This is a genomic window from Streptomyces sp. NPDC030165, assembly GCF_055573595.1.
On sequence record NZ_JBVIBD010000012.1, the window covers coordinates 222,298 to 241,409 of the forward strand.

The 19,112-nt window shown below is 72.3% G+C and carries 16 protein-coding genes; 11 read left to right on the plus strand and 5 right to left on the minus strand.

Translation table 11 applies throughout. From position 1 onward, the window contains the following. Window positions 1-115 precede the first annotated feature (115 nt). The gene (locus ACZ4Z1_RS23540; RefSeq protein ID WP_468488572.1) at window positions 116-1,297 is read right to left on the minus strand and encodes a multidrug effflux MFS transporter; all 1,182 of its coding nucleotides are present in this window, start codon (window positions 1,295-1,297) and stop codon (window positions 116-118) included. Window positions 1,298-1,470: 173 nt separating this feature from the next. Next, window positions 1,471-2,493, minus strand: a complete 1,023-nt coding sequence (locus ACZ4Z1_RS23545) for a helix-turn-helix transcriptional regulator (RefSeq protein ID WP_468488573.1) — start codon at window positions 2,491-2,493, stop codon at window positions 1,471-1,473. A gap of 124 nt (window positions 2,494-2,617) precedes the next feature. Between ACZ4Z1_RS23545 and ACZ4Z1_RS23550 the strand changes: the two genes are divergently transcribed. Both ACZ4Z1_RS23550 and ACZ4Z1_RS23555 read left to right on the plus strand, forming a co-directional pair. Further along, on the plus strand, window positions 2,618-2,911 hold the full coding sequence (locus ACZ4Z1_RS23550; RefSeq protein ID WP_468488574.1) for an ArsR/SmtB family transcription factor: 294 nt from the start codon (window positions 2,618-2,620) through the stop codon (window positions 2,909-2,911). Beyond that, the gene (locus ACZ4Z1_RS23555; RefSeq protein ID WP_468488575.1) at window positions 2,908-3,297 is read left to right on the plus strand and encodes a VOC family protein; all 390 of its coding nucleotides are present in this window, start codon (window positions 2,908-2,910) and stop codon (window positions 3,295-3,297) included. The genes ACZ4Z1_RS23550 and ACZ4Z1_RS23555 overlap by 4 nt, the downstream gene beginning before the upstream one ends. 18 nt (window positions 3,298-3,315) lie before the next feature. Here ACZ4Z1_RS23555 and ACZ4Z1_RS23560 read toward each other — a convergent pair whose 3' ends face one another. Then, window positions 3,316-3,771 (minus strand): hypothetical protein, encoded by a 456-nt coding sequence (locus ACZ4Z1_RS23560; protein WP_468488576.1) that lies wholly within the window; start codon window positions 3,769-3,771, stop codon window positions 3,316-3,318. A 535-nt stretch (window positions 3,772-4,306) separates the two neighbouring features. Between ACZ4Z1_RS23560 and ACZ4Z1_RS23565 the strand changes: the two genes are divergently transcribed. Next, window positions 4,307-5,053 (plus strand): site-specific integrase, encoded by a 747-nt coding sequence (locus tag ACZ4Z1_RS23565; protein WP_468488577.1) that lies wholly within the window; start codon window positions 4,307-4,309, stop codon window positions 5,051-5,053. Window positions 5,054-5,356: 303 nt separating this feature from the next. Here ACZ4Z1_RS23565 and ACZ4Z1_RS23570 read toward each other — a convergent pair whose 3' ends face one another. Beyond that, entirely contained in the window at window positions 5,357-5,902 is a 546-nt protein-coding gene (locus tag ACZ4Z1_RS23570; protein ID WP_468488578.1) for a hypothetical protein, read from the minus strand. Window positions 5,903-6,012: 110 nt separating this feature from the next. On the opposite strand from ACZ4Z1_RS23570, the gene ACZ4Z1_RS23575 reads away from it, so the two are divergent. Further along, on the plus strand, window positions 6,013-6,177 hold the full coding sequence (locus ACZ4Z1_RS23575) for a hypothetical protein (protein WP_468488579.1): 165 nt from the start codon (window positions 6,013-6,015) through the stop codon (window positions 6,175-6,177). A 413-nt stretch (window positions 6,178-6,590) separates the two neighbouring features. Continuing rightward, on the plus strand, window positions 6,591-7,079 hold the full coding sequence (locus ACZ4Z1_RS23580) for a hypothetical protein (protein WP_468488580.1): 489 nt from the start codon (window positions 6,591-6,593) through the stop codon (window positions 7,077-7,079). A 511-nt stretch (window positions 7,080-7,590) separates the two neighbouring features. On the opposite strand, the gene ACZ4Z1_RS23585 is transcribed toward ACZ4Z1_RS23580, so the two are convergent. Further along, a complete protein-coding gene (locus tag ACZ4Z1_RS23585) occupies window positions 7,591-8,316 on the minus strand; it encodes a dienelactone hydrolase family protein (protein ID WP_468488581.1) in 726 nt (241 codons plus the stop codon). Between the two features lie 505 nt (window positions 8,317-8,821). Here ACZ4Z1_RS23585 and ACZ4Z1_RS23590 point away from each other — a divergent pair. The 6 genes from ACZ4Z1_RS23590 to ACZ4Z1_RS23615 all read left to right on the plus strand — a co-directional run bounded on the left by ACZ4Z1_RS23590 (window position 8,822) and on the right by ACZ4Z1_RS23615 (window position 19,108). Continuing rightward, on the plus strand, window positions 8,822-9,247 hold the full coding sequence (locus ACZ4Z1_RS23590) for a hypothetical protein (protein ID WP_468488582.1): 426 nt from the start codon (window positions 8,822-8,824) through the stop codon (window positions 9,245-9,247). 201 nt (window positions 9,248-9,448) lie between these two features. Continuing rightward, window positions 9,449-10,213: a Crp/Fnr family transcriptional regulator gene (locus ACZ4Z1_RS23595; RefSeq protein ID WP_468488583.1), complete on the plus strand. Its 765-nt coding sequence runs from the start codon at window positions 9,449-9,451 to the stop codon at window positions 10,211-10,213. Window positions 10,214-10,254: 41 nt separating this feature from the next. Then, window positions 10,255-11,682 (plus strand): hypothetical protein, encoded by a 1,428-nt coding sequence (locus ACZ4Z1_RS23600; RefSeq protein ID WP_468488584.1) that lies wholly within the window; start codon window positions 10,255-10,257, stop codon window positions 11,680-11,682. A 332-nt stretch (window positions 11,683-12,014) separates the two neighbouring features. Next, window positions 12,015-15,551 (plus strand): CHAT domain-containing protein, encoded by a 3,537-nt coding sequence (locus ACZ4Z1_RS23605; protein WP_468488585.1) that lies wholly within the window; start codon window positions 12,015-12,017, stop codon window positions 15,549-15,551. Then, the gene (locus ACZ4Z1_RS23610) at window positions 15,544-18,096 is read left to right on the plus strand and encodes a caspase family protein (protein WP_468488586.1); all 2,553 of its coding nucleotides are present in this window, start codon (window positions 15,544-15,546) and stop codon (window positions 18,094-18,096) included. Before ACZ4Z1_RS23605 ends, ACZ4Z1_RS23610 begins: the two co-directional genes overlap by 8 nt. Window positions 18,097-18,163: 67 nt before the next feature. After that, complete coding sequence (locus ACZ4Z1_RS23615; RefSeq protein ID WP_468488587.1) at window positions 18,164-19,108, plus strand: phosphotransferase; 945 nt, start codon at window positions 18,164-18,166, stop codon at window positions 19,106-19,108. The last annotated feature ends 4 nt before the right edge of the window (window positions 19,109-19,112 follow it).

Sequence of the window (19,112 nt, forward strand, 5' to 3'; positions counted from 1 at the left end):
GGGCGGCCGCGGTGACGCCTGCCGCGAGCGCGGAGCACCGGACGGGCTGCCCCGGCGCAAGCATCGGCCGGGGCCTCGTCCGCGCTCCGGTACCGCTTCGGTCAGGCTCGTCCGCTCAGGGGCAGCCGGCCGGCTCACCGTGGCCCTGCCAAGGGCGGGCGAGGGTGACCAGGGCAGTCGCGGACAGCAGGACGCAGCCCAGGACCACGGCGGCCGTCGACATGGCGGTGGTGTTCCCCAGTACGCCGGGCAGGGGCGCGGCCGCGGCGCCGAGTACGAACTGGGCGCCCCCGAGCATTCCGGAAGCGGCGCCGGGGGCGTCGCCGCCGACCGCGAGGATGATGGTGGTGGACGCGGGCAGCAACAGCCCGAACCCGGTCGTCAGGCCGAACAGGCAGGCCCAGGTGGTGGGGAACGTGCTGATGCCGACGGCGAGCAGCGTCACCAGCGTGGCCAGGGCGAGCACGGTGATGACCACGCCGGCGGTGAGCAGGGAGTTGAGACGTACGCGCCCGGCGAGCCGGCCGAAGACGGTTCCGGCGACGACGGTGCCGACGGCGTTCGTGGCGAAGACGAGGCCGTATCCGGTGGGCGACAGGCCGTAGACGTTCTCGAAGACGAAGGGCGAGCCGGTGATGTAGGCGAACAGGGCGGCCAGGCCGCAGCCCATGACCAGGAGGTAGCCGGTCATCTCCCGGCGCCGGAGCAGTCCGCCCATCGCCGCCAGTACGGCGGGCAGTCCGCCGGTCCGGCGCCGCTCGACGGGCAGCGACTCGGGGACCCACGCCCAGATCGCGGTGAGCAACAGCAGCCCGGTCACGGCCAGCGCCACGAACACCAGACGCCATGAGCCGACGCCGAGGAGGAGGCCGCCGGCCACCGGCGCCAGGACGGGCGCGGTCGACCCGATGACGCTCAGTGTGGTGAGCCGGCGGGCCGCGTCGGTGCCGGTGAACCGGTCGCTGACGACCGCCCGTCCGATGACGATGCCCGCGCTGCCGGCGATGCCCTGCAGCAGCCGGGCCACGTCGAACACAGCGATGGACGGGGCGCACGCGCAGACCAGGGACAGCACGCTGAACAGGCCGGAACCGGTCAGGAGCAGCCGTCGCCGCCCCATCGCGTCGCTGACCGGGCCGAGGACGACCTGGCCTACGGCGAGCCCGGCGAGGCAGGCCGTCAGGGAGAGCTGGACGGCCGGCTTCGAGGTACCGAAAGAGGTGACGATCTCCGGGAAGCCGGGCGCGTACATGTCGATGGCGAACGGTGACACCGCCGACAGCCCGCCCAAGACCATGATCAATAGTCCTGTTCCGGCGGTCCGATCTGGCGCGGAATCGATGCTGACGGTCATCGCTCTCCCTCCGGGGGTTGCCTGCGTGAGGCCCCATCGTCGGAAGCGGAGACGTACCGCGGTGTGGAGAGCCGGGCCCGCGAATGTGGAGCGCGGTGCCGGCCCGACGGGCGCCGTCAGGTGTGCGCCCGCCTGAACCGGGCGGGGGACGTGCCCCGGTCACGCCGGAAGGCGTAGCCGAAGTTGCCGGCCGAGGCGTAGCCGACCTCGTGAGCGATCCGGGCGACCGGCCAGTCGGTCTCGACCAGCAGGGCCGCGGCCCGGTCGAGGCAGCGACTTCGGTGGTACTCCATCACCGACGTCCCGTACAGCGCGCGGAATCCGGTGGTCAGGCGCCGTACCGACATCGACGACGCCCGGGCCAGAGCGGCGAGCGTCGGTGGTGCGTGCCGCTCCTGCCACAACAGGCCGGGTACGCGGCGCAGCGCGGCCGCCTCGTGGTCGTCCAGGGCCAGGCCGGCGGGGTCCGGGGCGTCCGCGGGCGCCCCGGTGGCCGTGAGCCCGTCGATCAGCGCGGCCAGCGCCGCCACGAGCCGCGATTCCAGGAACAGCAGGCGTCCCGGGGACGGGCGCCGGTGCAGGAAGATCTCCTCCAGCGGGCCGGCCACCGGACGCAACGCGTCTGACCGGCCCAGGTACCGCTCGCGTGCGACGCTCTCCGGCCCGGTGGGCGGCAGGTCACCCGCGCCGAGACCGCCGAGGTAGGACTCCAGCCCGGTCCAGGTCCCGGTGACCGACACCGCCCGGTACCGCTCGCCGTCCCCGTGCGTGACGACGCCGTCGGTGGCCCCTCGGGGGCTCAGCGCCACGGAGCGGGCGCGCAGGTCACCGGCCCCGGCGCCGGTCTCGCTGATGTGCATGCGCCCGTCCACGCAGTGCTCCAGCTCGAAGTGGCCGCCCGGGAACGTGAACCCGACCTGGTGCCGGCCGGCGAACGCGACGTCGTACCGGACGATGTGGAACCCGCTCCGCAGCGGGGTCACCTCGATCGTGCCGTCCCCCACCTCCGGGCGCAGCCGATGCCGCACGGTGCCGTCGTGGGCCTCCTCGGTCTGGGCGATCGACGCGTAGTACGCCGCGGTCGTCGCCTCCGCCACGGCCGAGCCGGCCGCGCCGGCGAGCTGGTGCACCCTGGTCACGAGCGGCAGGTTAGCTCTCCCCCGGCTCCTTGGTCATTTCCGCCGGCCGGCCGGGGAGACGGGCGCCGTCGGCACCGGGACACCCGACTTGTTAGGCAAGCCGCTACTTGCCTATGGTGGGGACATGGCAGAGGATGTCTTCAAGGCACTGGCCGATCCCACCCGCCGGCGCATCCTCGATGAGCTGGTGGACCGGGACGGCCAGACCCTGTTCGAGATATGCGCCCGGCTGACGACCAAGCACGGCCTGGGGCTGTCCCGCCAGGCGATCAGCCAGCACCTGGCCGTACTCGAATCCGCGGGGCTGGTCCTTGCGCGGCGCCAGGGCCGTTACAAGTTCCACGACCTGAACACCGAACCCCTGGAGCGCATCGTGACCCGATGGCTCAGTCCCGCCCCTCCGGAGAGCACCCCATGAGGATCCACCTGACCAGCGTCTTCGTCGACGACCAGGAAAAGGCCCTGCGCTTCTACACCGACGTGCTGGGTTTTGAGAAGAAGTACGACATCCCCATGGGCGAGGCCCGGTGGCTGACCGTGGTCTCGCCGGAGAACCCCGACGGGACCGAACTGGTGCTGGAGCCCTCCGGCCACCCCGCGGTGCAGCCGTACAAGACGGCACTGGTCCAGGACGGCATTCCGGCCACCGCATTCGCCGTGGACGACGTGCGGGCGGAGTACGAGCGGCTGCGCAAGCTCGGGGTGGAGTTCACGCAGGAGCCGACGGAGATGGGCGACGTCACCACCGCCGTGCTGGACGACACCTGCGGCAACCTGATCCAGATCATGCACGGCGACTTCTGAACCGGAGCACGGACGTGGTCAGGACCGGCTGTCCGGGCGGCGCTTCGGAAACGCGCCGCGCAGGGCGGGTCCCCGGGTGAGGAACGCGGCCCGGATCAGGGGCACGGAGCACACGCCCTGCAGCACCGCGTACCACAGCGGGCAGACACCGGGAATCGCGTCGACGGCGATGATCGCGACCGGCATGACGCCGGTGAGAGTGCACACGCGCTCGAAGTGCCGTCGCGATCCCTGGGCGGCGCGGGCGGTCAGCCGGTGGAGCACCGGGGCGATCGCGAGCAGAATCGCGGCCCTGACCCACATGAACGTGGTCACCGTGTGGCCGCCGGCCGCCACCGCGGCCACCGCCAGAAGGGCGAGGGCGCAGAGAATCCCGTACAGCTTGACGCACTTGCCCACCGCGTCGAAGGCGCGCCGGGCACTGGGCCCGCCGAGGTGTGCTGTCCCGGTCGTGGTGTCGCTGATGTTCGTCATGTCTTCCTCCGTCGTATCGTGATGCCGACGCTACGGAGCACGTGAGCGGTGGGGTACGGGCCTGGACGTACAGGTGGGTGGGGCCAGCCCCACCCCCGTACCGGCGTCTCGGCACAGCGGGAGGCCACCGTATGAGCGCACCCGGCCACGTCCTGTGCGGGGAGCTGCTCGGCCTCCAGGACGAGATGCCGGCGGGCCTGGCCGAGTGGGTACGCATCCCGTCCGTCTCCACTGACCCCGCCCACCGCACCGATGCCGTGCGCTCGGCCCGCCGGCTGGCTGCCGCACTGCGCGCCACCAAGGCGTTGACCGGACTACGGGGCGACACGCCGCTGATGTGCGCATCATCTACCTGGTCTAGCCGTTACTCGTTGCGCATCCGCGTGACGGTTGCGCATCCGCGTGACGAAGGATCGCAACGAAGTCGGACGCAGCATCTCGTGACATCCAGTCGGTCTGCCTGCCGCGTTGGGGACGGGTGGCCGAAGGCGCAGGGGCGGTTCCCTGGCTGGTCTTCGATGAGGTGGGCAGAGCGGTGGAGCCGATCCGAAGGTTCCTGATCGACTTCGTCGCTCGGGACAACCGGCCGGGCAGCGTCCGCAGCTATGTCTTCGACCTGTTGCGCTGGTGGCGGTGGCTTCGGGTGGTCCAGGTCGAGTGGGACCGAGCGACGTCCGCCGAAGTCCGTGACTGCGTGCTGTGGCTGCGTATCGCGACGAAGCCGCGGACATCGGCACGGACGCACTCGGCGGTGACCGCCGGGACGACGAACATGATCACGAAGGAGCCGTACCTGGACGACCTCTACAAGCCGCGCACCATCCGCCACAGCAATGCGGTGCTCCGCAGCTTCTACGAGTTCGGGATCGAGTCGGGCAGCGGCCCGCTGGTCAACCCGGTGCCGCTGGCCCGGAGCATGAGGCGGGCTCCCGCACCTCTTCCAGCGCCGCCCCTACTGGCAGCCGCAGGTCACGAGCGAGGCCGCCGTCAAGCGCCTCCTGGACCGCACCTTGGAATGCACGAGCCTGCGGGAGACCAGGCGGGCGAGCCACTGCGCTACACGCCCCACGACTTCCGCAGGGTGTTCGCGACCGAGGCCGTCACCGGCGGCCTGCCCGTCCACATCGCCGCCCGCATTCTCGGATACAAGACCCTGACCACCACTCAGGCATATCTCGCCGTCTTCCGGGACGACCTGATCAGGACCTACCGCGGCTTCCTCAACCGCCGCCGCGCCGCGCGTCCGCAGGAGGATTACAGGGAGCCCACTGCTCAGGAGTGACGCGACTTCCCGCAGCACTTCGAACTCCACAAGGTCTCCCTCGGCACCTGCGGGCGCCCTTACGGTAACCCCCTGCCAGCACGAACATGCGTGCTTATCCGAACTAAACCAACTGGCTTCCTGGTTGGACGGATCGGGGTCGAGTTACTGAAAGTAGTAGGCGGAAATACTGATACTCGGCAACATCCGAGCGTGTCGCGCTGTGGCACGGCCACGGTCATCGAGGTCGCGCCACCTTGCACCTGAGCCCACTTCACGGGTGTCCAGGTGCGAGAGCACCGAGCACCCCATGGCCGTCATTGCCTATCGGAGCTCAGGCAGTGGTCCGGAGGTTATCGGGTAGCAGCCCTCTTCAAGCCGGAAGAGGTACTTCCGGAGATCCCTGCCAAGCCCTTCAGCGATGTAGGCGGCAAAGTCCCTCAGCCCCTCTGCGGCTTCCCGCTCGTCAGACCTGTCGCTGGACGACCATCTGGGCAGGAGGGACTCCAGGTACTCGGTGACCCGCCCACGGTCGCGCCACCAGTCCCGAACAGCATCGGGTGTCCATCGGCTATCGCCGTCGCAGGCATAGCCGCGGTACGGATCTTCCTGGGCTGCTGTCACCAGGTTCAGGACCTCGGCCCTGGTCGCCGGCTGGCGATACACATATTCACCGAAGTACTCGCCGCCGTAGAGCACATGACGCGGTGCGTGCAGCCGGCCCGTCCAACAGTTGTCGGCGATGCCGGTGTAGAAGGGGCCAGGAACGTTCAACCAGAGCCGGTCCTCCCATCGCCCGCCGAAGGACGTCTCGGGCTCGCCTTCTGGAAGCGCCGCTATCGGTTCCCAGCGCAGCTCTTTGTAGGTCATCCGCGAAGCTTAGGATCCGCTGGGAAGGATCTCTCAGCATCGGCGCTGCTTCGTCCGGTGTTGCGGCGGATGTCGGGCATGCCGAGGTGGACCGTGGACGGCTGAGTTGCATGCTCGCGCATGGCCTCCAGCTTCTGCGCGGCGGCGGCCATGGTGGTCTCGATGGCGGCGACCTCGCCAAGACAGCCCTGGTCCCGGGCCTCCTGGAGGCGGTCGACGAGGTTGGCGTGGATCTCCTGGAGACGTGGCATCTGGGCCGGGTCCACGAGAAGTAGGGGACATCTGACGCATGTGTCAGATGCTCGCTCCTGCGACCTGTCCCGTCTCAACGCGCACGACTCGTCGAGATCCGCGACAACCTCATCGCCCGCATCGCCGAGGCCGAACGTGAAGGATGGCTCGGCGAGGTGGAAGGGCTCCAGGTGAGCCTTGCCGGAGCGGAAGGGAAACTCGCCCAACTCGACCGATGGCCGGCCAGCCGGAGCGTCGTCGGCCTAGGCATCCCCATAGTCACCAGCCCCGCCTCCATGCCACGCCAACTCCGTTGCTCCGAAAGGGACTAACACCTGCGGCGGAGCGAGTCCGGCCCCAGTAATCACCAGCTGTTTCTCGGGAAGCGATCGAGGAGCAGGACGATGCTACTTTCCGGCCGCCGTCAGCCAGGCTGCCGTAGCCAGAGGAGAGAACGGTGACCATCCACATAGAGCCATCGGCGTTCGGCCCCGTCAGAGCCGTCGCTGCCGAACATGTCGTCGCTCATTGGCTCAACGAGCAAGGTGGGAATCCGACCCTGCACGGAGGGAGGCGGCGAGGGCACGACATCGTCGACGGCGACCAACTCGTCGACGCCAAGCTCCTCGTGCCAGCTTCCAAGAGCGAGAAGGTTCGCTACCCCGGCTGCACGCACAAGCTCCGCCGCGACCGATGGAGACCGTTCGATCCCACCCGCACCACGCACATCATGCTCGTGGAGTTCCCGTCGGACTGGACCGGGCAGAGCAGCACTTCCTTCGTTGAAACAACGATCACCATCCGGCACGAGGACGTGCGTCTCTACCTCATCGAAGTAGCGGAGTTCAACGCGATCCTCGACGAGGGCCGCGAAGAGGCAGAGAACGAGAAGTGGGCCTTCATCATCCTCGACGACGACTGGCTTAAGCAGCGCCGTGTCCACTGACAGACAAGGGGAGGGGTGAATAACCCCTCCCCTCAGCAGCCTCCCGAGCGGAGACACGATCGTTGTTCAGAGAAGCGTGCATCCGCTGCCCCGTTCTCCAGATGGCCCCCGTCAGAAGCCCCGCCTCATCGAGATCATCCAGAGCCTCCGCGAACGCACCCGCGAAGCTCGCGGCAACGGCTGGCTCGGCGAAGTCGAAGGACTCCAGGTCGGTCTCGACGCCGCCACCGCCAGGCTCAACAGCCTCAGCCGGGCCCCGGCCGACGGCCGACCCCAACCGGTCGACCTCGGCATGCCCGTCTTCACCGACCCACCCGCCGCTCCCACGCCCCCAGGAGAGTCCCCGCATGCACCCGATACGCCTGATCTCGTTCGGCTGCCTGCACCTTCCCACGGGCCCGGGCGGCAGGCCGATCCCGCCGGCCGCCGACCGCGTCGAGGGTGAGACCACCGGAGCCGGTGGCGGTCGGCGGGCCTGGTCCGCGGCCCGGAATCGCGGTTGTCGACCAGATCACTCCGTTACGGTCAGGCACTCGGCGAGCAGGTCGACGACGTCGTGCCAGGCTCGCTGTGCGTGCCGTGGGTGGTAGCCGACGCCGGGACGCACGGTGTGGTCGACCGGTGGGTGGTGGAAGGCGTGCAGGGCCCCTCCGTAGACCACGAGGCGCCAGTCGACGCCCGCGGCCTGCATCTCTGCGGTGAACGCGTCCCGTTGGGCGGGCGGCATGATCGGGTCTTCCGACCCGACCCCGGCCCATACCGGGCAGCGAATGCGTGCCGCCTCACCCGGTCGGCCCGTGGTCAGCGCGTTGACTGTCCCGATCGCGCGCAGGTTGACGCCGTCGCGCCCGAGTTCCAGCCCGACGGCGCCCCCGGTGCCGTAGCCGACGGCGGCGATCCGGTCGGGGTCGGTCCGCGGCTCGGCGCGCAACACGTCGAGCGCCGCATGACCGATGCCCCGCATCCGGTCGGGGTCTGCGAGCAGCGGCATGCAACGGGCCAGCATCTCCTCCGGGTCACCCAAATAGCGCCCGCCGTGAAGGTCGAAGGCCAGCGCTACGTATCCCAGCTCGGCGAGAGCATCGGCCCGGCGGCGCTCGACGTCGCTGAGCCCCGTGCCCTCCGGCCCGAGCAGCACCGCGGGCCGGCGATCGACTCCGGCCGGGAGTGCGAGGTGCCCGATCATCGTCAGACCGTCGGCCGGGTACTCGACCGTGCGCGTTGTAATCGTCGTCATGCGACTGGACTTTAGTGATCGTCGAGCCCGGTCGGGCCGGGGTTCACCGCTGGCAGAACAGCGTGGGTGTTCCTGTGAAATGCGGCGATGGCTCACGATCCGCCGCAAACCCCGTTCCCGCGGCAGCGGTTTCGGATAACCTGCCCTGGCCACGGTGCTGGAGGTGGACCTGCCGGTTCTTCCGCCCGGGGCATACCCCGCGCCGGACGAGCAGCCATCGGATGCGCCTTCGGTCGCTACAGGGCGCACGCCCTCACGAAAATCGCTGGTCACCGGCTCTGGCAGCTTGGACGTGTCGCCGTGATGGAGCACATGCAGGACCACCTTCCTCGGGCACTAAAAGGTGCCGAATAGTGATCGTTTTCTTGGTCCGGGAAATCCCGGCCGGCCGGCTTGCGGCTCCCGCACCCGCCCCTGAGTGCCGGTTCACTCCGGTTCCGGGACCGACATCACTCGGGCATGCTGGGTGCCCGGCCTGATTCGGGCTTCTGCCTCGGGGGGCGTGATGGCGGACAAGGAACGCGGCGTACTCGGACAGCTCGTGAGAGTGCTGAGTCTGGCGGTACTGATCACCCTGTACATGGGCGGCACCTTCCTGACATACCGTCAGCTACGGTCGCGGACACCGGAGATCGGCGCCCTGAACGCCCCCGTGTGGACCTACGCGGCGCTGGTGCTGGGGCTGATCATCTGCGGCGGGCTGGGCGTGGCCGCGGCCGTCGTCGACGGGCGCCGGGAGACCCCGTCGTGGGTGATCGCGCTGGCCGGCACCCTCGCCGCGCTGGCCTGGAGCCTGTGGGCCGTCGACAGTCAGGGCGAGGACGCGGTGGGCATGCTCTTCGCCGCCACGCCGCCGCTGACCGCCTTCCTGGTCCTGATGGAGCTGATGCGGCAGTTGCGGGCCAAGCGCCGTCCCCCGGCCACCGTGTGACGACAGCCGACACCGACGAGGCCGCCGTCAGGAACCGGTCCCGTTCGGCGCCGGAACGACGGTGATACAAGGGCCGGGCACTCAATTCGGGGCCAAGAGCGGTCACCGTCGCAAGAAGCCTGTCGCCCGCCCTTCGGACCGGCACATGCTGTGGGCAGCGCAGGCGCGGCGGGCGCCCTCGAAGGCGCCGCGGGGGGACGGATGCTGGATCACGAGGCAGCGGTGCACCGCGAGCGGCGGGTGCGCACCGCACCGGCGGACGACTGGGCCGACGGCACGCTGCTGGCCGAATTGCGCAAGCTCGAACCCGAGTCGCCCGGCCCCGCGCGACTGGCCCTGGAACGGGCCGGGACCGCCCGGGTCCACGCCCGCGGCGAAATCATGATCTTGGCTGGTGGTGCGGACACCTTCGTCCTGCTGCTGCTCGACGGCTTCGCCAAGGTCGCCACGACCGAACGCTCCGGTGTGGCCGCGCTGATGGACATCAGGGCCGCCGGTGACGTGGTCGGCGAGTCCGCCGCGTTCGACGGCCGGCCCCGGTCGGCGACCGTCACCGCCGCGCAGCAGATGCCCGTCCGGCGGATCGCGCAGGACGAGTGGCTGCGGTGGATCAGCCACAGTCCGGTGGCGGGGCTGGCGCTCGGCCGCAGTCTCGCCCATCGCAGCCGTACGGCGGTGCGCCGCCACACCCGGCTCGCGCACGGCCCGGTCATCGCCCGGCTGGCCAGTGCCGTCCTCGACCTGGCGGAGCAGTACGGAATCCGCGTACCGGACGGACTGCTGGTCAGGCCGGGGCTCACCCAGGCGGAGTGGGGCGAGCTGATCGGCGCCCGGGAACGGCGGGTCCACCACGTGCTGCACGAGCTGTCCCGCCTCGGTGTCCTGACGTTCGGACGGCGGCGGATCATCGTGCGCTCCCTGCCCGCGCTGCGGAAGATCGCGGCGACCGGCCGGGACACACCGTGAGCCGGGCCACCGGACAGCACCGAACCGAAAGGAGAAGGCCATTGGCCCCCGACATCCGCCCGGACGCCTCACATCCGGGAGCCCGGCAGGCTTCCGGCGCGGCGCCCGGCGGCCGGCGGCACGGTCGCGCCGACACCGGCTTCGTCCTGCCCGACGACGTTGCCGCGACGGCAGGCCTGTACACGGAGCCACCGGTCCCGGGCACCAAGGCGCCCGAGGCCGAAGGCCCCGAAAGCTCCGTCAGGTTCTACCGCCCGCTCGTCTACCGCCTGCACGGCGATCCGGGAACCGCCGGGCCGGTGGACCTGCTGCTCTGCTTCCCGTACGACCTGGCGCCGCTCACCGGCGGCCGTACGTACGGGGCCACCCAGGTGGGCCTCGACTTCGGGGACAGCGGGGCGCAGGCGCTGGCGGTGCAGCCCGCACCCGGCAGTGTGCAGCCCGACGGCACCGGCGTGTCGGTCTTCGGGCGCGGCCACCACCGTCTGCGCTGGGAGTTCCGCCCGCCGCCGGCGGGTCTGCGCCCGGACGGCCACTGGTGCCAGGTACTGCTGCGCCTGCCGCCCGGCCGCTCTGGCGTGTACTGCCACCTGACCTGCGACGTCGTCGTGCGGCGTACGGTCCTGGGCCGGGTCGTGGGCAGCAAGGCCGGCACACGAGGCAACCTCGGGCTCCGCGTGAACGTCGCGGACGCCTGGGCGGCCCGCCCGCCGCTGCCCGGACTCCCGTACCCGATGGAGGCGCCCGGCGGTCCGGCGCCGCGCGTCCGGGGCCCTGAAGGTGACCGTGGTGAGGGCGCCGCGGAGGACGCGCGGTGGCTCCGGCGCCTCTTCTTCGCCCTGGACGTGGAGCGCTACAGCCGTCGGCACAACACCCACATGGCGCGCGTCCAGCGCGACCTGTGGCGCACCGCGCGGGCCGCCTGCGCCCACGCCTCGGTCGACTGGCACGCGTGCGGACGCCAGGTCAGCGGCGACGGGTACCTCCTGGTCCTGCCCACCGGCATCAGCGAGCCGACGGCCGTCGCAGGGCTGCTCAGGGGCGTCACGCTGGCCCTGCACGCCGTCAACACCGACCCGGAGCGCCCCGTCGGCATCGGCCCGACCCGGATGCGCGCCAGCCTGCACCAGGGGCTGACGTGCGAGGGCGCGAGCGGCTTCCTCGGTACGGCGGTGGTGGAGCTGTTCCGCGTCCTGGACGCGGGGCCGCTGCGCGCGGCGCTGCGCGAGAGCGCGCACGCCGACCTGGCGGTGGCCTGGTCCGACAGCCTGTACCGCGACCTGGTGCCGCACGCCTATCCCGGACTGGACGAGCGCGCCTTCCGCCAGGTCCAGGTCGACCTGCCCGAGAAGGGCTTCACGGCCGGCGCCTGGATCGAACTGCGCGCCCGCCCCCTGGAAGGCGAACGCCCCGCACCCGCCGGGGCGGAGCCCCCCGTCACCGAAGACGGTTCCCCGAACCCGCACTGAGACGGGATGCGCCACCTCCCGGGCCGCTGTACTGGGCCCATCCGGGGCTGGGCGGCCCGTCGTTCGGCGGGTCGCTGCCGGCTGCGGCGGCAGGAGGCCCAGCGGGCGCGGCGGTTCCAGGTGGACGAGCGGCTCTCGGCTTACGGGCGGCAGGCCGAAAACGCCGTGTCCGGAGCGTGCCGCCGGATGCTGCGGGGCCATCCGACCGCCACCTCGTGGGGCGTCGGGCGCGACGGCGTGCGCGTCGGTGGCGCGGGAGAACACGTCACGGTGCTCCGGCCCCGTTGCGGCCGTTGCACGCACTGTTCCGGACCACCGGCGGGAGGCCTTCCATGACACCGGCGAACGAGATCATCGCTCTGCTGCTGGCCACCGGCCCTCCCCTGCCTCAGGGCCCGGCCGGCGGGGCGCCGCTGGTGGCGGCGGCAGGCGCGCTCGCGGTGGGCGAGCCGAAGCGGGCGCTGCGGATGCTCGACGGCATCGGCGGCTCACGGGAGGCCGGTGCGGTGGCCGCCGCCCTGCGCCTCGCGGCCCGCACGCTCGACCTCAACCGGTTCCCGGGGCAGGGCGGGGCCGTCATGGCGTGGGAGGAGATGCGAAGCGCCGCCGGAACGGTACCGGAGCCGGACACCCCCGAGGCGGCTCCGGTCGTCCTGGCCGCGGCACGTCTCGTTCCCGTGCTGCAGTCGGCCCGTGGCATCGCCGGCAACTCCCGCATCGCAGGCGACCCGCAATCCGCCGCGCAGGCCATGGAGTTGCTGCAACAACTGAGCGCAGACATCGAGGCGTCGGGAACGCCGTCGCTGCTGGCGTACCACCGGGTGGCGCTGGCTGACGTGGCCCGCCGGGCAGGCCGTACGGAAGAAGCGGCGACGCGCCTGGAAGCCTGCCGGCCGCTGGTCCGGGGCGACGCTCTGGCCGGCGCCCACCTCGCCCTCGCCGAGGGCGATTTCGCTCTGGAGCCGGAATCCCATCCTGAGTTGCTCGGGCTGCGCCTGGTGGAGACGCCTGGTTCTGCCGCGCTGTCCCCGGCAGGCGATCCCGCGGCCGCCGAGGCGTGCTACGTACGGGCCGAGGCGCTGTACGCACGTCTCGGCGCCGAGCTGGGCGCTGCCGAGATCGCGCTGAGGCGCGCGCACCTGGCACGCCGCCGCGGTGATGCGGCGGCCCGTGACCGGTTCGTCGGGGAGGCGCGGCAACGGGCCGGACGCGCCGGTGGCGGCGCCCTGTCACGGCTCGTCGAGTTCCATCACACGCTCGACCGTCTCGGAGACGGCGTTCAGGTTCCGGACGGCATACTGGACGCCGTCACCGGCTGGACCGTACGGCACGGAAGCACCAGCTTCACGCGCGGGCTGCTCAGGCTGGTCGCCGCCCACTGCCGGGCCTGGCGGGAGGAGGGCGCGACGCTGCCCGCGCTCCGGGCGCTGCGCCTGGCGCGCCGGATCGCCGCCGGGACGGACGCGCCCTCGGAGCGCGACATCGTGGACGCCGCCCACATCGACATCGTCGGAGGGGCGCACTATGGCCGTGCCCCGGCGGTGCTGCTCGCCGCCGACACCGCCCAGGCGGTGTCGGGGCTGCACGGGGCCCCGGCCGGCGTGCTCGGCTGGTCGCGCGCCGCCCTGCTCGCGATGAGGTTCGACCAAGCCGCCGAAACGCTCGCCGACCCTGAGCTGAAGGCGATCGCCGTCGCGCGGCTCGCCGAGATCGAGGCCGTCGGCGCGACGCTCGCCGGCCCTTTCCAGGACGCCGTCGGTCAGGTGGCCGAGGCGGTACGCGAGAGCGCCCGGCGGGCTCGGACGCTGCTCCTGCGCTATCGCGGCCGGCGTGCCGAGTCGGCCGGTTTCCGCGACGAGGCCCGGCTTCTGCTGCTCCGCGCCCTGGCCCTGGCCGAGGAGCAGGGGGACGCCGCGCTGCGCGCGGTCCTGCTGGGCGAACTCGGACGGCAGCCCGAAGCCCGCGCCCTGGCCGGGCAGCTCTTCGACGCGGGCGGACTCCACCCCGACCACGCGGTGAGCCTCTTCCTGGCGGTGCGGGACCCGAGGGCCGCCCAGCGGGCACAGGCCGCCCTGGACGCCTCGGCCCCGGACGCTTGCGGCCGGTCCCGGAAGCCCGAGCGGCCGTGGGAGGGCCCGGCGCGCCGTGCCGAGCTGTACGAGGCGCTGGGGGATCACGCGGCCGCGGCGCGGACGGCCGGATGCGCGGTGGAACTGTTCGAGCACCGGACGGCGCAGCTCGTCCGCGACACCCTCCGTTCCTCGGCCACCGACCACCCGCTCGTCGCCGGCATGTACCACACGGCGGTCCTGGCCCACCTCGGGCTGGCGGCGCGGACGACCGGCTACCGGGCCCGGGCCGAACTGGCCGCCGCGTTCGAACTGGCCGACCGGTGCCGTGGCATCGCCGCGGGTGTCGTGCGCGCCCTCGACGCCCTGCCCACCGGTGCGCCGACGGCAGCGGCCCGGCGTTGGCTGCGTGCGGGTTCGGCCTGGGCGGCCACGTACGAGGGACTGGTCGACGAGGTGTCGGCCGATCCGGCGCGTACGCCGTCCTCGGCCGCCCTGCGGCGCGAGGTGCTCGCCGCCGAGGACATCCTGGACCGCGCGGAGTCCGAGGTGGCACGGTTCGCCCCGCAGTTGCTCGCCCACCGGCGGCTCGCGCTGCCGGACGCCGGCGTGGCGGAGATCCAGCGGGCGCTGCCGGCGGACAGCGCGCTCCTCCTGTACGAGACGCTCGACGACGAGCTGATCGTCTGGACCGTCGAGCGCAAGACCATCCGCTGTCACCGCGCTCCGGCCCGGGCCCGCGACCTGGCCTGCGGCGTCCGGCACTTCCACACGGCCTGCGCCACCGGCCGCCGCGACGAACGCGGCGCCGCCGCGCTGAGCGAACTGCTCCTCGCCCCCGCCGTGCGCCGGCTCGGCTCCTGCGGACGGCTGTTCGTCGTCCCGCACGGCGCCCTGTCGCTCCTGCCGTTCCACGCCCTGCCCGTGCGCGGCGGGCTCCTGGGCGAGCGGTTCACCGTCTCGTACCTGCCGTCCGCCGGGCTGCTCACCCGCGCGGGCGCCGGTGGACGGCCCCGGCTCGACGGGGCACTGGTGGTCGGAGACCCGGATTACGCCCCGGACCGGGGCCTGCCGCGTCTGCCGGGTACGGCGACGGAGGCCGCGACCGTCGCGCGGCTGCTCGGTACGGAACCGCTGATGCGGTCGGCGGCGACGGCGAAGGCCGTGGCCGGAGCCGCTCCCGGGCGTCCCGTCCTGCATCTGGCGACCCACGGGGTGCTCTACGAACAGGGCCCGAACCGGAGCTTCGTGGCCCTTTCGGGATACGACCGGCTGACCGTCGGTGACCTCCTGGGGCTCGACCTCAACGCCGGCCTCGTGGTCCTGTCCGCGTGCCACACCGGGCGCGGCACCGCGACGGCCGGCGGCGATCTCGTCGGGCTGGCCCGGGCGGCGGTCGCGTCGGGGGCCCGGCACGTCGTGGTGTCGCTGTGGCCGGTGGAGGACGAGGCGGGCTGTCTCCTGATGGCCGCCCTGTACGAGGGGCTGGTGTCCGGCCTCGGGGTGTCCGACGCCCTGGCCGCCGCCCAGCGGCGGGTCCGTCCCCTGGACGCGGCGGGACGACAGCGGGCCTACGCGTCCCTGCGGGAGCAGGCGGGCACGGAGGCCGCGGCACCCGGCCCACGGGACGCCCACGTGCCCGCGGCCGTCCGCGCGGCGCGCCCCGAAGGCCCGTACCTCTGGGCCCCGTTCATCCACATCGGCGGCGCGGACGGCCTCCGGGCCACCGGTGATCGCAAGCCCGTCAGCACAGACCGTACCGGCCTTCACGAGACTCCCCCGGGGGACGGACATGCGTAAGCGAGCACTACTCATCGGCTGCCGCACCGGAGTGCTGCGCGGCGTCCACGCGGACGTCCGCCTCATGGACAGCGTCCTGGGCCCGCTCGGATTCGAGACGACCGTCCTCATCGAGGAGGCGGCGACGCGCCAGGGCATCATCGACGCCTACCGGGCGCTCACCGCCGCCACCGCCACGGGTGACACGGCGGTGGTGTACTACACGGGGCACGGTGCCCGCCTGCACAAACCGGGGTGGGCGCGGGACACGGACCTTCCGGACCGGATGCAGTATCTCTGCCCGACGGACATCCGCCACCCCGGGGGCGCCTTCCGCGGGCTGCTGGCCGAGGAACTCAGCCGTCTGCAATGGGAATTGGGCGAGAAGACGCAGAACGTCACGACCATCCTCGACTGCTGCCACGCGGCCCGGATGTCGAGAGACCCGGCGCAGATCCCGAAGGCCGACCCCTGGCCGCCCGGCGCCTCCGGCTGGGAAGCCGTGGCGGCGGCGTGGCGCACGGCCACCTGCGCCGCCCCCGCGACCCGCGCCGCGCACGCCGAGTCGCATCCTTCGGTGGTACGGCTGGTGGCCTGCGCGCCCGACGAGACGGCGTTCGAGCTGGCGGCGGAGGGTTTCGACGGGTGGCACGGCGCGCTGACGGGCACACTCGCCCGCCTGCTGCGCCAGCCCGGCAGCGCGGCGCTGACCTGGGACCGGCTGATCGCTCTGTTGCGCCCGGCCGTCACCGAACTCGCGCCAGGACAGCGGCCGGACGCGGAAGGGCCGACGCGCCGGTTCCTGTTCCAGCTGCGGGAGGAGAACGCCGCCGGGGCCCTGCCGGTGCGTCTGGAGGGCGGGGCCATGTTCCTGGACGGTGCGGAACTCTTCGGCATCGGCGAAGAGGACCGCTATGCGATCGTGGCCCCGGGCAGCGACCGCGCGGCGCCGCCGGTCACCGCCACCGTGGACCTGATCGCGGACGGGCGGGCGCGGCTGCGGCCGGATTCCCCGGTCCCCGCCGGGGAACTCACGGGTCTGGAGGCGCGGCCCTTGCGGGTGGCCCTCGGCCGCCGTCCCGTCGCCGTGGTGCCACCGGGCCACCATCAGTACCAGCGGGTGGCGCGGGAGCTGGGCCGCTCCCCCTTCCTGCGCGTCAGCGGCGGCGGCGAGCCCGTCATGGCCACGGTGGCGCTGGACGACGGCCTGCACCTGCTGGACACGTACGGCGAACCGCTGCTCGCCCGGCCGCACGTCTTCGCCGACGGCGACACGGACCTGCTGGCCGCCGGCCTCCACCAGCTCGCCCGCGCCACCCACCTGCGTACCCTCGGCTCCGGAACGGGCACCGCGCGGCTCGACGGCGACGTGGAATTCGCCTGCGTCCGGCTGCTTCCGGACGGCGGCGAAGAGCCGCTCGCCCGCAGTGGCGCGCACCTCTTCAGCGGCGACGAAGTGGTCGTACGCCTGCGCAACCGGAGCAGCGCCAAGCGTTACGTCTCCGTCTTCGACATCGGGCTGCGCGGAGCCGTCACGCTGCTCTCCACCGCGGAACCCTCGGGTATCGGTATCGAGGCGGCCGGACATTACGAACTGTTCCGGCTCCCGGCCTCGCACGCGCTCGCCGGCGTCGAACTGTACTGGCCGGACGGGCTCCCGGCCGGTCCGCCCCGCCCCGAGACGTTCGCCGGCATCGTCACCGACCGGCCCCAGAACCTGTCCCTGCTCGCCCAGTCCGGCGTGCTCACGCCGCGCTCCGAACCGTACGGCTCGGAGTTGCAGAGCCTGGTGGCGGGCATCGCCACCGGCGTACGCGACGCCCGCCCGCCGGGCCGGCAGGAGCAGGTGCGCTATGAGGTGCGGTGCTTCGATTTCCATCTGCATTCCGGGTCCCGTCCGGCCGAGGAACCGCCGTTCGCCGTCGACGAGCGGCCCGACCTGTCCTTCCGCCTGGTGGCACCACAAGGTGTCGCTCCCCCACCGGCCCATGTCACCGTCAGCCTGCGGGACCTGGTGCTGCACGGCGGTCACACCCTGGGCACGGCCTCGGTACGGATCGACTCCCTCGTCGTCACCCGGCCCGGCGCAGGGCGCGTCCCGTACCGGGCGGCCACCCGCCGCACGATCCGGGCACGCGACGGTGGGCAGCCGCCGGCGGACCACTTCCCGCTGTACGACGGCCCGGTCGGCGGCTTCCTCGACCTGGCCGTCTGGATCTCACCGGACGACGGGGACGAACCGCCCCTCGCCCAGCTCCTGGCCGCGGAGACGGGAGCGGGCGAGACCGGCCGGGCCGTCGCGCTGCTCGCCGCAGCGGACGAAAACACACCGGCGGCCGGCAGCGTGGGAGCCGTCGCCGTCCTCATCAGCACCGGCGCCAGGCTGCTTTCCGGGGCGACCGGTCAGAGTATCGGGGTGTTCCGCACCACCCACCTGCCGCACGAGGGTTTCGGTGCGGCCGGCCCGGGCGGGCGGCATCCGGGGGCGGGGCTGCTGCACGCACCGGGCCTGGCCTTCGCGTACGAGATCGTGGAGAGGCCCAACGGGTCCCGCGGGGACGGGTGACCGGCGGACCCGCGCGGGGACGGGAAACCCGTTGTCTCCGGCCCACCGGTGCCCTACCGTCCCGATCATGCTGCCACCGGTGGAAACGGACGACGACTGGGACGCGATCGTCCCCGACGAGAGCGTGATGCGTCCCGCGGCGGCGGACCTCTGTGCGCGCCTCGGTCTCGCCGGCACACCGCTGACGCGTTTCCCGGACGGGTCGCAGCCGGTCTACGCGGTGGGTGAGGAGCACGTACTCAAGCTGTTCCCCGGAGCCGCCGCCCAGGACGGGGTCGCCGAGGGCCGCGTCCTCACCCATCTCCAGGGGCGGCTGCCGGTACCGACGCCGCTGGTGCGCACCTTCGGTCCGTACGAGAACGGCTGGCAGTACGTCCTGATGTCCAGGCTCCGTGGCGAGAACCTCGCACAGGTCTGGGACCACGTGCCGCAGAACCATCGTGAACGGCTCGTCACCGAGATCGGTCGGACCCTGGCGGTACTGCACTCCCTCAGCCCCGATCCGCTCACGGACGTCCTCGGGCCCGGGGACTGGGGCGCCTTCCTGGACCGCCGGCGTGCCGCCGCGGTGGATCAGCAGCGCTCCCACGGGCTGCCGGACGCCTGGCTGGAGCAGATCCCGGGCTTTCTCGCCGCGGTCCCGCTGCCGCGTGCCCCGCGCCGTTCCCTGCTGCACACCGAGGTCATGCGGCAGCACTTCCTGGTCGATCCCGACGGGTGGCGGCTGGCCGGGCTGTTCGACTTCGAGCCGGCCATGATCGGGGACCGTGCGTACGACTTCGTCGGTGCCGGTCTGTTCGTCACCCGGGGTGAGCCGGACCTGCTGGCCCGGCTCACCAGGGCGTACGGTCACACCTTCGAGCCGTGCGAACTCCTCGCGTACACCTTGCTGCACGTGTACAGCAACCTTCCCTGGTACCTGCGCGAACTGCGCGTACCTGCCGAAGGAACGCTGCATTCGCTCGCGGAGGCGTGGTTCGGCACGGCCGCGGCGCGGGCGCCCGGCATGTAGCACG

Bases quoted from the DNA above. Each gene is read 5' to 3' on its own strand.
- ACZ4Z1_RS23540 (WP_468488572.1), bottom strand. From the start codon at position 1,297: ATGGTCTTGGGCGGGCTGTCGGCGGTGTCACCGTTCGCCATCGACATG.
- ACZ4Z1_RS23550 (WP_468488574.1), top strand. From the start codon at position 2,618: ATGGCAGAGGATGTCTTCAAGGCACTGGCCGATCCCACCCGCCGGCGC.
- ACZ4Z1_RS23555 (WP_468488575.1), top strand. From the start codon at position 2,908: ATGAGGATCCACCTGACCAGCGTCTTCGTCGACGACCAGGAAAAGGCC.
- ACZ4Z1_RS23560 (WP_468488576.1), bottom strand. From the start codon at position 3,771: ATGACGAACATCAGCGACACCACGACCGGGACAGCACACCTCGGCGGG.
- ACZ4Z1_RS23570 (WP_468488578.1), bottom strand. From the start codon at position 5,902: ATGACCTACAAAGAGCTGCGCTGGGAACCGATAGCGGCGCTTCCAGAA.
- ACZ4Z1_RS23575 (WP_468488579.1), top strand. From the start codon at position 6,013: ATGCTCGCGCATGGCCTCCAGCTTCTGCGCGGCGGCGGCCATGGTGGT.
- ACZ4Z1_RS23585 (WP_468488581.1), bottom strand. From the start codon at position 8,316: ATGACGACGATTACAACGCGCACGGTCGAGTACCCGGCCGACGGTCTG.
- ACZ4Z1_RS23590 (WP_468488582.1), top strand. From the start codon at position 8,822: ATGGCGGACAAGGAACGCGGCGTACTCGGACAGCTCGTGAGAGTGCTG.
- ACZ4Z1_RS23595 (WP_468488583.1), top strand. From the start codon at position 9,449: ATGCTGGATCACGAGGCAGCGGTGCACCGCGAGCGGCGGGTGCGCACC.
- ACZ4Z1_RS23605 (WP_468488585.1), top strand. From the start codon at position 12,015: ATGACACCGGCGAACGAGATCATCGCTCTGCTGCTGGCCACCGGCCCT.
- ACZ4Z1_RS23610 (WP_468488586.1), top strand. From the start codon at position 15,544: ATGCGTAAGCGAGCACTACTCATCGGCTGCCGCACCGGAGTGCTGCGC.
- ACZ4Z1_RS23615 (WP_468488587.1), top strand. From the start codon at position 18,164: ATGCTGCCACCGGTGGAAACGGACGACGACTGGGACGCGATCGTCCCC.